Source organism: Sphingopyxis sp. GW821-FHT12F08 (assembly GCF_058806755.1).
This window is the reverse complement of record NZ_JBXAQA010000002.1, coordinates 362,355-374,279: the sequence shown is the minus strand read 5'-3', so window position 1 is coordinate 374,279 and position 11,925 is coordinate 362,355. Positions and strand designations below refer to the sequence as shown.

Genomic DNA, 11,925 nt, shown 5'->3' with positions numbered 1-11,925 from the left:
CGCGCCTCCTCAGTCGTTGACCGTGACGATCGGTTTCAGCACCAGCCCGAACTGGCGCAGCGTGCCGAGAATCTCGCGGTGCCCGAAGGCCTGGCATGCCGAGGCGAAGCCGGTGCGGCGCGGCGCTTGTTGCAGCAAATTCGCCGCCGCCCACGCCTGCATCAGCCCCGTCTGCTTGTAGTTGCAATTGCCGTGGATCAGCACATGAACGCGGCCCAGCGGGCCCGAGGCATAGACCGAGTCGATGCTGGTGTTGAGCCGCGGATTTTCGCGCGGCGGCATGTCGCCCTGGACCGATTCCGCCATCTTGGCGAGCGCGGCTTCCTGCTCCTTGAACGGCAGCGGCTTGATGTCGGTGTCGATCATCTTGGTCATCGCGACGACATTGTCCATCACCTCGCGCGCGAACACCCCGCCATAGACCTTGACCGTCGACACGCGCGGATCAGCCTTGAACCAGATCGGGTGCGAGGTGCCGCCCCACGGCAGCGTCAGCGCGGTGGCGTGCTGGCCGGGGACCTGGCATTCGGTCGTCGTCAGCGTCGGCCACTGTACATATTGATTATTCTCGAGATAATACCAGTCGGCCTTCAGGATGGTGAAGATCGTCTGGACCGAAGCATAGGTCGGGAAACCCTTCCACAGCACCAGCATGTCGAGCGTGTCGAGCCCGGGCATCGTCTCGAGCGCAATATTCGCGGCGATCTCGCCGGTCGTGTACATCTGCGCGACGCAGGGGGAGAGCAGCAGGCCCTTCTTCGCGAAGGCGTCGCCCCATTTTTCCTGCGCCAGCAGCATCCAGTCCTGCTCGCCGGTGGTGTCGAGATAATGGCAGCCCGCGGCGAGGCTGGCCTCGACCGTCTCGGGGCCATATTTGATGAAGGGGCCGACCATGTTGCACACCACGCGCGCGCCCTTGAACAGCTCCGTCAGCGCCGCGACGCTATGTTCGACCTCGGCGACCTCATAGTCGGCGGTCTCGATCCCGGGGACCTTGTCCATCACCTCCTGCACGCGCTTCGCATCGCGCCCCGCGGCGACGAACGGAATCCCCAGCTCGCGCAGATATTCGCAGACGAGGCGCCCGGTGTAGCCCGACGCGCCATAGACGATGACCGGTTTCTTGCTCATATCCCTCTTCCCTTATTGCTGGAGTGTCGGTCAGACCGCGGTATAGCCCCCATCGACGATCAACTCGCTGCCGCACATATACGCCGCGTCGTCGCTGGCGAGGAACAGCAGCGGGCGGGCGATTTCGCGCGTCGTCGCCATGCGCCCGAACGGAATCGCGCCGACCGTCGCCGCGGCGAAATCGCCCGCGGCGTCGCCAAGGCTGCCGACCGCATCGGCGACCAGCTTGGTCTCGCAATAGCCCGGATGCAGCGAATTGATCCGCACCGGCCAGCCCTTGCGCGCGCAATCGACCGCAACCGCCTTGGTCAGCATCGCGACCCCGGCCTTGCTGGCGTTGTAGGCGGGGAACAAGGGCTCGGCGACGTTGGCGGCGATCGACGCGACGTTGACGATCACGCCGCCCCTGTCCTTCATCGCGTTGATTCCGGCGCGGGTGCCGAGGAACACGCTCTCCAGATTGACCGCCATCAGCCGTTGCCATTCGGCCAGGCTGGTGTCGACGACCGATTTCAGGAAGCCCATGCCGGCATTGTTGACGAGAATGTCGAGCCAGCCGTCGCGTGCGACGATGTCGGCGATCAGCGCGTCCCACGCGGCTTCGTCGGATACGTCTTGCTGCCGCGCCTCGGCCTTATGCCCTTCGGCGCGGATCGCGGCGGCGGCACCTTCCGCTTCGTCGCTGTCGATATCGGTGATCGTCACCGACGCGCCCTCGCGCGCAAATTCCTGCGCCGCGGCGAGCCCGATGCCGCGCGCAGCGCCGGTGATCAGCACGTTCTTTCCCGTAAAACGCATCATCGCATGTTCCTTGGTAAAATAGGGGTGGGACCGGCGAGCGGGAGGAGGATTGCCCGCCGGCCCCCGGGGGTGACCCATCAGAACTTCGCGGTGAGCTCGACCCCATAGGTCCGCGGCGTGCCGCGGTTCAGATAGTCGAGCCCGAAGATGTCGATGTTGAGGCCGTAGCTGTAGTAGAATTTATTGGTCAGATTCCTGGCCCATAGGCTGGCGGCATAATTGCCATGCTCGAAGGTCAGGCGGCTGTTGACCAGCCAATAGCCCGGGTTGCCGCAGGTGATCGCGGGACCCGCGGGGCGGACATTGCCGGGGGCGCCGGCGCGATCGCAGGGGTTCTGGCCATAGTCGCCGAACGGGTCGAAATAATATTTGCCGGTGTAGGCGGCGTCGCCGCGCAAGGTCAGCTTGCTGTCGTTCTTGTCGAAGATATCCCAGTCGAACCCGGCCGAGAAGGTCGTGCGCGGCGCGTTGGGGAAGGGATTGCCGTTGACGTTGCGCGTCGGGCTCGACGGATCGGTCGGGTCGATCACATTGCCTTTGTATTTGCTGCGCAAGAGGCTCATCGACGCGTCGAAGCGCAGCCAGTCGGCCGCCTGCACCGTCAGCTCGGCCTCGCCGCCATAGAGGCGCCCGTTGGCGCTGCGGGTGAAAGTCGTCGCGCCGATGACCTGCGTCACCTGGTGGTTCTTGTAGTCATAATAGAAGCCCGCGAGGTTGAGCTGCACGCGCCGGTCGAGGAACCGCATCTTGAGCCCGCCTTCATAGGCGTTGATCTGCTCGGGCTGGATATAATAGACCTGATTGGTCCCCTGATAGGCAAGCCCGTTGAAGCTGCCGCTGCGATAACCGCGGCTGTAGTTGAGATAGCCCATGATATCGTCGGCGAAGTCGTAGCTGATGTTGACGCGGCCGGTCAGGCGGTTCGCCTTCTCATTCTGTTCGAGCGCCGGGGCGTTCGGATCATAGGGGAAGGTATAGGGGATGGTGCTCGCGCGGATCGTACCGCCAAGGTCGTAGAGCACGGTGCGGCCGTTCTGATATTTGACCTTGTCCATCGTGTAGCGCAGCCCGATGCTGACGGTCAGCGCATCGGTGAGGTCATAGCTGCCGTCGAAATAGATCGCCGCCGACGGCCGCTTGATCGTGTAACTCTGCTCGCCGCTGATCGGGCCAAAGGGCGGGGCGCCCGCCGCGCGGCACGCCGCCGAGATCGCGCCGCCGAAACCGCCGCCGCCCGAATTATTGACCTGGATATCGGTGAGCAGCGCGATCAGCGAGCGCGCGTCGAGGAAGCCGTTGGGGTTGCCCGTCGGCACCGCGGAGCAATTGGCGGGGTTGGTGGGATCCAATGCGGGATTAACCGCGAAAGCCGGCACTAAGGCGGCGGCCTGCGGCGCCGACACGGGGGCGTTGAAGAAAGAGGTCGGAACGCCCGCGCCGAGCAGGATCGGTTTCAGCACCCCGAAAAAATCGATCTCGTTGCGCGTGTCGATCTTGTCGACGCCATAATAGAGGCCGGCGACGAGGTTGAGCCGGTCGCCCTTGTAATTGAGCCGCAGGTCCTGATTGAAATTCTTGCTCACCGAATTGTAGCGCAGCGCGCAGACGCTGTTCGGCGATCCGTCGCAATCGAAGGGCGAGTTGCGATATTTGCCGCCGTCGTAGCCGGTGATCGAGGTGAGCGAGAGCGTGTCGCTGAGCTCGACCGCGATGTTGAGCGCGACCCCGCGCGACGAGGTGAAATAGCGTCCACCGGTATCGGCGGCGACCTCGTTCTTGCCGAGCGGCGCGCCGCCGTTCTGCGCCGGATCGAAGCGCGAATAGCCCAGCACGTCGCGGTCGCCGGCAAGCTGGCCCAGCGCATAGGGGTTGGGCGCCAGCGGATTGTCGCGCGCGAAATAGCCCTTCAGGTTGATGTCGACCGTGTCCGACGGTTTCCAGCGCAGCGAGACGCGCCCGGCGATGGTGTTGGTGGTGCCAACGTCGCGGTTCTGCACCGGGTTGAACTGCCAGCCGTCGCCCTTGGCGACGGTGCCAGCGACGCGGATACCCAGCTTGTCGGGAACCAGCGTCGCCTCGAGCGCGCCCTCGACGGTCTTGGTGTCGTAATTGGCGTAGCCGACGGTCAGCGTGCCGTTGCTCGCGCCGAGTTCGGGTTTATTGCTGAAGAAGCTGATCGCGCCGCCGGTGGTGTTGCGGCCGTAAAGCGTGCCCTGCGGCCCGCGCAGCACTTCGACGCGTTCGAGGTCATAGAGTTGCTGGCCGTGGCTGGCGCGGAAGCTCTGATAGACTTCGTCGACATAGACCCCGACCGGCGACGCGGTCGAAGCGGAAAACTCGTTCGCCACCGACACGCCGCGCAGCGAGAAGTTCGGCTGGGTGCGGCCATAGGGCGTGGTGATCTGAAGGCTGGGGACAAAGCCCTGCAGGTCGGAGGTTTCGGTGACCCCGCGGGATTCGAGCTCCTCGCCCGCGAGCGCCGAGACCGCGACGGGGACGTCCTGCAGGTTCTGTGCGCGCTTCTGCGCGGTGACGACGATCTCGGCGATGCCGCCGCCGTCGGAAACGCCACCGGCTTCGTCGGCCGGCGCCGATGCGTCCTGCGCAAGTGCGGGGGCGTGCCATCCGATCAGCATGGTGGTGGACAGGCAGGTCGCCAGAAAAGCCTTGTTGGTCATATCGTCTCTCCCACGGCTTGCGGCCCGTACGTTGCGAGGCCGTCGATGAAGGAGAAGCTATGGCGGACCCGGGCAGGGCGACAGGTCGGGCGGCGGGGGGAATGATGGGGGGGATGCTTGCCGCAGGCGGCGCATGGCTATAGCCATGGGGGACAGATGGAGGGCGACGCATGACCATCCAACCGGGATCGAGGACCGAGGCCAAGGCGCATCTTCGCGTCGTGACCGACCGCGGCGCGGCGACGCGCGTGCCGCCCAAATATCGCCCACCGCGTTTCCCCTCCGATCTTGTCGGTCTCGACCACGCCGCCGAATGGCTGGGCCGGCTGGCGCAGCGCGAGCTCGCGCTGGTGCAGGCGCCCGCGGGTTATGGCAAGACCGCCTTCTGCGCCGCGTTGTTCGCCGAAGCGCAGGCCGCGGGCTGGCGCGCGGGCTGGGTCTCGTTCGATGCCGAAGACGATGGCCAAGCGGCCACGGCGCATATCGCGAACGCAATCGGGCTGGCGTGCGGCGAGGCGTCGGATTCCGGCCACTTCGACGTGCCGGTTTCGGAGGAGGCGGCGAAACTCGCCGAAGCGATCGACCGCGACGACCGGCCGCTGCTGCTCGTTCTCGACGATGTCGATCGGCTTGCCGGCCTGGATGCGACGGCGCTGCTCGGCGCCTTGTTGTGTCACCCGCCTGCCCGTCTGCACCTCGTCCTTGTCGGGCATAGCGCGCGCGCCGTTCCCCTCGACGCGGTCGAGCGGCGCGGCATGGCGCTGCGGATCGACCGGACCGACCTCGCACTGGACGATGCGGCGGGGCATGCCTTCCTGTTCGCCGCGGGCGCGGCGCCCGACGCGCACAGTGCCGCTGCACTCCAAACGCTGCTCGAAGGCTGGCCCGCCGGCTTCAGGCTCGCGGCGCAGCGCCCCGGGGTGCTGGCGGCGCCCGACTTCGATGGCCTCGTCGCACGGATCGATGCGCATCTGGCGCCCCTGGTCGACGGACTTCCCGATCCGGTTCGCCTGTTCCTGCAGCGCTGCGCAGTTGCGCCGCGGCTCGATGCCGACCTTGGCCGTCTGCTCAGCGGCGACGAAAAAAGCCGCACCCTGCTCCGCGATCTGGCGGCAGGGGGTTTGTTCGTCGAAGCCGAAGAGAATGGGACCTGGTATCGCGTGCATCCGGCATTTCGTGCCATATTGCGGCGGCGCCTCGATCGCGCGGAGCCCGGGCGGGCGGCGCAACTGCACCGTGCCGCCGCGCGTCATTACGCGGCGGCGGGATTGGCCGTCGAGGCGATCGATCAAGCGCTGGCGGCGGCCGATTTCGAGCAAGCGGGCGCGCTCGTAGCCGACGTGGTCCTGCCGATGATCGAACGCGGCCTCACCGATCAGGCCGGCCACTGGATCGCGGCACTGCCGTCCGGCAATATCGCCGCAGTCCCCGAACTCGGCCGCGCGCAGGCTTGGCTCGCGGTACTCGGCGGGCATGCCGATGCCGATATCCCGGCTGGCGGGAGCGACGCCGCGGCGCTCGACCTGCTCCACCGCGCCTATGCCGCCGACCGGCTCGACGAAGCGATCGAGGCCTGTGACCAGATGCTCGCCTCGCCGGGTGATCTTTCGGACTTCGCCGCCGCGATGCTGCGCGGGACGCTGGCGCATGGCGCGCTCAAACGCGGGCTGTTCGGGCTGGTCCACGACGCGGTGCGGCCGCTGCTGCTGCGCGGGCGGGGACGGCCGCTCGACCTGCCGCTTGCGCTCGCGATCACCTCGAAGGCGGCCGCCGCGCGGGCGCAGGGACAGCTCGGCGAGGCCGAACGCCTGCTGCGCGACGCCGCGCAGACGGCCTCGGAACCCGGGCTCGCCGCGGCGCTGGTCGACGCGGCGCTCGCGCGCTGCTGCTACGAACGCGAGGATTTCGACGCCGCGGCGCTGCTGGCGGCGGGCGCGCTGCCGCTGCTCGAGCGCGCCTGTTTCCAGGATGCGCTGCTCAAAGCCTATCTCGTCGCGATCCGCGTCGCGGCGGGTGCCGGACAGGCCGACCGCGCCGCGGCACTCATCGACCGCGCCGAACTCACGGCCTTCGATCGCGGCTGGGCGCCGCTGAAGGCGCTGTGCGTCGTCGAGCGCACACGGCTGCGATTGCCGCAGACGATCGATCCCGAGGCCGTGCTCGCGACCGCCGACGAGGAAGCGGCGGTGCTCGATCCGCTGTCGGCGCCGGGCCGCGCCTTCGCGCTGCTCGCCGAAATGCGCGCCTATGAAGCGATCGCCGCCGGCGACCGCCCGCGGCTGACGCGCGTCGCGGCGCTGCTGCTCCAGCTCGCGTCGAGCGCCGACGATGCCGAACTGCGCACCGCGGCGACGCTGTTCAACATCCTGCCTCAGCTCAGCGGGCGCTGCGACAAGATGGTCGAGCTCGAGACGGTACGTTTCCTCAACCACGCCGCCAGCGTCGGTTTCCGGCGCACGATCGTCGACGTGCTCGACGTGACAGGGGTGCGCGCGGTGCAGAATTTCTGCAGCGAGGCGTACAGCTCGGACTGTTTCCTCGCGCTGCTGCGGCTCGCCGATCCGGCGCGGCACGACCCCGCGCTCGCGGGCACCAACGTCCCCGCGCCGGGCGAGGCCTTCTCCTTCCTGACCGATCGCGAGATCGAGATACTGAGCGCCCTCAACGCCGGCGAATCGAACAAGGAAATCGCCCGCACGCTGCAACTCGCGCCTGAGACGGTGAAATGGCATCTAAAGAATGTGATGCGCAAATTGCGTGCAAGCACGCGCGAAGAGGCGGTGTTCAACGCCTCGACACTCGGGCTGAAGCTGATCGAAACGGCGCCGCGGCGCTGACCCGCCGGAACATCCCCCTATAATTGGGGGGATCGACGCCCGTTCGCGGTAAAACATGGCGTCAAAACCTTCGCTTAACCACATGAGTTACAGAATTATTTCGCCGATTATTCGCTACGGTGACCGCCGACAAAGATATGGACATGCCGGGGGGCGGTTTATATCAGTCGGACTCCTGTTGAAGTCCGTCGGTGGAGGGAGAGACAAGTGGCAATTTCGCTGAACAAGAATTCGAGTGTCAGCCTGTCGAAGGAAGCCGGCGGCAGCGGGCTCACCCGCATCGCGCTCGGCGTAGGCTGGGACATGGCGGCACCGAAAGGATTCTTCGCGAAACTGTCGGGCGGCAATGAGAGCATCGACCTCGACGCCTCGTGCCTGGTGTTCGACGGCGGCGGCAACATCGTCGACGTCGTATGGTTCCAGAAACTGACCAGCGACGACGGCTCGATCCGCCACAGCGGCGACAACCTCACCGGCGAGGGCGACGGCGACGACGAAACGATCATGATCGACCTGACACGCTTGCCGTCCAACGTCGAAACGCTGGTGCTGACCGTCACCAGCTTCCGCGGCCAGACCTTCGACAAGGTGGCCAACGCCTTCGGCCGCGTCATCGACCTTTCGACCAACCGTGAGCTCGCGCGCTACGACATCAGCGAGAGCGGCAGCTATACTGGGCTGATCCTCGCCTCGCTGAAGCGCAGCGGCGGTGAATGGATCTACAAGGCGCTCGGCGAGCGCGCGCAGGGCGTGCATGTCCAGCAGCTCGCCGACCAGTCGCGCAGCCTGATCTGAACCATTAATCCACGATCCGCGTCGCGTTGAAACCGCGACAGCAAGGGGGCATCGATGCAATTGCAAAAGGGTGAAAAGCGCGGCCTCGCCGATCTCGGCGTCGGCAATCGCTGTGAAGTCGCGGTGTCGTTCGGGCTGGCGGGGGTCGACATCGCCGCCTTCGGGCTCGACGCCGCGCGCAAGATCGGCGACGACCGCTACGTCGTGCTCTTCTCCAACCCGCGGACGCCCGAGGGGGCGGTCAGCCTGTCGCCCTCTTCGGACAAGGCGGTGTTCGCGATCGACCTCGACGCGCTGCCCGCCAGCATCGACCGCATCGTCTTCACCGCGACGCACGACGACCGCTCGATCGCGGATGCCAAGCCGCTGCTGGTGTCGATCGACGGCGGCAAGGCCGAATTCAACGTCGCCGAGCATCTGACCAACGAAAAAGCCGTGATGATGATCGAATTCTATCGCCACAGCTCGGGCTGGAAGTGCGGCACGATCGCCGCGGGCTTCGCCGGCGGTCTCGGGAGCCTGATCGGCCATTTCGGTGGCGAGGTTGCCGATGCGCCGGCACCAGCGCCTGCCCCGGCACCTGCTCCCGCGCCCGCGCCCGCACCAGCCCCGGCTCCGGCGCCCTCCGCGCCTATCAGCCTCAAGAAGATCACGCTCGAGAAATCGAGCCCCAGCGTCAGCCTGAAAAAGACCGGATCGACCTTCGGCGAGATCGTGCTGAACCTCAACTGGAGCCAGCCCGAGCAGAAGCGCGGCTTCTTCGGCGGTGGTCCCAAGAATATCGACCTCGACCTCGGCGTGCTGTTCGAGCTGCAGGACGGCTACAAAGGCGTGATCCAGGCGCTGGGCCGCGCGTTCGGCGACTTTAACCGCGAACCCTTTATCCAGCTGTCGGGCGACGACCGCACCGGCGCAGTGTCGGCGGGCGAGACGATCCGCGTCAATGGCCAATATTTCGACCATATCAAGCGGATCGCGGTGTTCGCGCTGATCTATGACGGGGTTCCGAACTGGAACAAGACCGACGGCATCGTGCGGATGACGATCCCCGGCCAGCCCGAGATCGAGGTGCGCCTCGACGAGGGCCGCGACAATTGCCGCCTGTGCGGTATAGCGATCCTCGACAATGAGGGCGGCAGCCTCAAGATGCAGCGCCACATGCGCTATTACCGCGACCAGAAGGAATATGCCGACGACATCGGCATCTTCCTGCGCTGGGCGGCGGGCTCGAAAGACTGACGATTTTTAGGACCGCTGCGGCGGGAAGGGGACAGGATTAGATGTTCAAACATTTCGGCGGCTCGCTGCTGTTCACCGTGGTGGCGCTCGCATTGGGCGGCTGGTACGGCTGGGAGCTTACCGGCACGATCGACGGTGCGCTCGGCGTCGTGTGGATCTGTATCGTGCTCTCGGTGCTCGAAGTATCGCTCTCGTTCGACAACGCCGCGGTCAACGCCTCGGTGCTGAAAGACATGGACCCCAAGTGGCAGCAGCGCTTCCTGACCTGGGGTATCGCGATCGCGGTGTTCGGGATGCGCATCGTCTTCCCGCTGGTGATCGTGATGATCGCGGCGGGCCTCGGGCCGTTCGAAGCGCTGAAACTGGCGCTCAACGAACCCGCCGAATATCAGCGCATCGTCAGCGACGCGCATATCGGGCTGATGGGCTTCGGCGGCGCTTTCCTGGGCATGGTCGGCCTCAAATATTTCTTCGACTCCGACAAGGAGGTCGACTGGATCGCCGCGATCGAACGGCCGCTGGCCAAGGTTGCGGACATCGACGCGGTAGCGATCGGGCTGGTGTTGCTCGGCACCTGGCTGACCTCGACGATGCTGTCCGATGCCGACGCGCTGACCTTCGTCATTGCGGCGATCGGAGGCCTCCTGACCTTCATCGTCGTCGAGATCGTCAATCATGTGCTCGAACCCCCGACGCCGACGACCGGCCAGGTGGCGAAGGCGGGTTTCGGTGCCTTCCTCTATCTCGAAGTGCTCGACGCCAGCTTCTCGTTCGACGGCGTGATCGGCGCTTTCGCGCTCACCAACAACCTCATCATCATCGCCATCGGCCTCGGCATCGGCGCGATGTTCGTGCGCTCGATGACGATCTTCCTCGTCCGCAAGGGCACGATGTCGGAATATCGCTATCTTGAGCATGGCGCCTTCTATGCCATCCTCGCGCTCGCGGTGATCATGTACGTCAACACCTTCCAGCATATTCCGGAGGTGATCACCGGGCTGATCGGTGCGGTGCTGATCGGCATCGCCTTCTGGTCCTCGGTGCGCTGGAACCGCGCCAACCCCGACGGGGATGGCGAGGGCGAGGCGGAAGCCGTCACGGCATGAGATAAAAGGGCGCAATATTACGGCGTGGCCGGGCGGTCCGGCCACGCCAATCAGAAACGGAAAGGATGAAGTTTCATGGCAATCTCTCTTTCAAAGGGCGGAAACGTCAGCCTGTCGAAGGAATCGCCCGGCCTTGACGAGATCATGGTCGGCCTCGGCTGGGACGTCCGCGCCACCGACGGGCAGGATTTCGACCTCGACGCCTCGGCCTTCCTGCTGAAGGAAGACGGCAAGGTGCGCTCGGACGGCGATTTCTGCTTCTATAACAACAAGGATGTCGGCGGCGCCGTGGTCCACCAGGGCGATAACCGCACCGGTGAGGGCGATGGCGACGACGAGCAGATCAAGATCGTGCTGTCGAAGGTGCCCGCCGACGTCGACAAGGTCGCGGTGACCGTGACGATCCACGACGGCGAATCGCGCGGCCAGAGCTTCGGCCAGGTGTCGAACGCCTTCATCCGCCTCGTCGACAACAAGACCGGGACCGAAATCGTCCGCTACGACCTGTCGGAAGACGCCTCGGTCGAAACCGCGATGATCCTCGGCGAAGTCTATCGCAACGCCGGCGACTGGAAATTCCGCGCGGTCGGTCAAGGCTTCAAGGGCGGCCTCGGCCCGCTCGCCGGTAACTATGGCGTCAACATCGGTTGACGCGGACATGATGGAGGGACCGGCGGGCACGCGGCCGGCCGGTCCTTTTCACAGATTTTGAAAGGACGCGGACATGGCAGTGTCATTGAGCAAGGGCGGCAATGTGTCGCTCAGCAAGGAAGCGCCCGGCCTGTCGGCGGTGACCGTGGGCCTCGGCTGGGACGTGCGCCAGACCGATGGCGCGGCCTTCGACCTCGACGCCTCGGCGTTCGTCGTCGGCGCCAACGACAAGGTGCTGAGCGACGCGCATTTCATCTTCTATAACAACAAAGCGTCGCCCGACGGCTCGGTCGTCTATGGCGGCGACAACCGCACCGGCGAGGGTGCGGGCGACGACGAGACGGTCAAGATCGATTTCGGCCGGCTCGGCGCCGACGTGAAGAAGGTCGTCGTCGCAGTGACGATCCACGAGGGGCAGGAACGGAAGCAGAATTTCGGCTCGGTCTCGAACGCCTATGCACGCGTGATCAACGATGCCGATGGCAAGGAACTGGCGCGCTTCGATCTGTCGGAGGACGGCAGCATGAACACCTCGCTGATCTTCGTCGAACTCTATCGCGGCCCGCAGGGCGACATAAAGGTCAAGGCGATCGGCGAGGGCTGGGAAAGCGGCCTTTCGGGTCTGGCCGGCAGCATGGGCGTCAACCTTGGCTGATCGCGTGCCCGGTCTCTGCGGGACCGCGGTCC

The 11,925-nt window shown here is 65.7% G+C and carries 8 protein-coding genes and 1 pseudogene; 6 read left to right on the top strand and 3 right to left on the bottom strand.

The features are described 5' to 3' along the window. Nucleotides 1-9: 9 nt before the first annotated feature. From AC1RNQ_RS06620 to AC1RNQ_RS06610, 3 genes are all read right to left on the bottom strand, one after another. On the bottom strand, nucleotides 10-1,131 hold the full coding sequence (locus AC1RNQ_RS06620; RefSeq protein WP_493169878.1) for a DUF5938 domain-containing protein: 1,122 nt from the start codon (nucleotides 1,129-1,131) through the stop codon (nucleotides 10-12). Between the two features lie 30 nt (nucleotides 1,132-1,161). After that, a complete protein-coding gene (locus AC1RNQ_RS06615) occupies nucleotides 1,162-1,932 on the bottom strand; it encodes an SDR family NAD(P)-dependent oxidoreductase (protein WP_493169877.1) in 771 nt (256 codons plus the stop codon). A gap of 77 nt (nucleotides 1,933-2,009) precedes the next feature. Beyond that, entirely contained in the window at nucleotides 2,010-4,610 is a 2,601-nt protein-coding gene (locus AC1RNQ_RS06610; protein ID WP_493169875.1) for a TonB-dependent receptor, read from the bottom strand. A 170-nt stretch (nucleotides 4,611-4,780) separates the two neighbouring features. On the opposite strand from AC1RNQ_RS06610, the gene AC1RNQ_RS06605 reads away from it, so the two are divergent. The 6 genes and pseudogenes from AC1RNQ_RS06605 (at nucleotide 4,781) to AC1RNQ_RS06580 (ending at nucleotide 11,893) form a co-directional block, all read left to right on the top strand. Next, nucleotides 4,781-7,447, top strand: coding sequence for a winged helix-turn-helix domain-containing protein (locus tag AC1RNQ_RS06605; RefSeq protein ID WP_493169873.1), 2,667 nt, complete (start codon nucleotides 4,781-4,783; stop codon nucleotides 7,445-7,447). A 207-nt stretch (nucleotides 7,448-7,654) separates the two neighbouring features. Then, nucleotides 7,655-8,242, top strand: a complete 588-nt coding sequence (locus tag AC1RNQ_RS06600) for a TerD family protein (protein ID WP_493169872.1) — start codon at nucleotides 7,655-7,657, stop codon at nucleotides 8,240-8,242. A 51-nt stretch (nucleotides 8,243-8,293) separates the two neighbouring features. Beyond that, a pseudogene (locus AC1RNQ_RS06595) lies at nucleotides 8,294-9,481 on the top strand (TerD family protein); the annotation flags it as partial. Nucleotides 9,482-9,522: 41 nt separating this feature from the next. Further along, entirely contained in the window at nucleotides 9,523-10,587 is a 1,065-nt protein-coding gene (locus AC1RNQ_RS06590) for a DUF475 domain-containing protein (RefSeq protein ID WP_493169870.1), read from the top strand. Nucleotides 10,588-10,662: 75 nt separating this feature from the next. Next, complete coding sequence (locus AC1RNQ_RS06585) at nucleotides 10,663-11,238, top strand: TerD family protein (protein WP_493169868.1); 576 nt, start codon at nucleotides 10,663-10,665, stop codon at nucleotides 11,236-11,238. 73 nt (nucleotides 11,239-11,311) lie between these two features. Next, a complete protein-coding gene (locus AC1RNQ_RS06580) occupies nucleotides 11,312-11,893 on the top strand; it encodes a TerD family protein (RefSeq protein ID WP_493169866.1) in 582 nt (193 codons plus the stop codon). Nucleotides 11,894-11,925 lie beyond the last annotated feature (32 nt).

What these genes read in the sequence shown, in the direction of transcription:
- AC1RNQ_RS06620 (WP_493169878.1), bottom strand. Translation starts at nt 1,131, where the DNA reads ATGAGCAAGAAACCGGTCATCGTCTATGGCGCGTCGGGCTACACCGGG.
- AC1RNQ_RS06585 (WP_493169868.1), top strand. Translation starts at nt 10,663, where the DNA reads ATGGCAATCTCTCTTTCAAAGGGCGGAAACGTCAGCCTGTCGAAGGAA.
- AC1RNQ_RS06605 (WP_493169873.1), top strand. Translation starts at nt 4,781, where the DNA reads ATGACCATCCAACCGGGATCGAGGACCGAGGCCAAGGCGCATCTTCGC.
- AC1RNQ_RS06610 (WP_493169875.1), bottom strand. Translation starts at nt 4,610, where the DNA reads ATGACCAACAAGGCTTTTCTGGCGACCTGCCTGTCCACCACCATGCTG.
- AC1RNQ_RS06615 (WP_493169877.1), bottom strand. Translation starts at nt 1,932, where the DNA reads ATGATGCGTTTTACGGGAAAGAACGTGCTGATCACCGGCGCTGCGCGC.
- AC1RNQ_RS06580 (WP_493169866.1), top strand. Translation starts at nt 11,312, where the DNA reads ATGGCAGTGTCATTGAGCAAGGGCGGCAATGTGTCGCTCAGCAAGGAA.
- AC1RNQ_RS06590 (WP_493169870.1), top strand. Translation starts at nt 9,523, where the DNA reads ATGTTCAAACATTTCGGCGGCTCGCTGCTGTTCACCGTGGTGGCGCTC.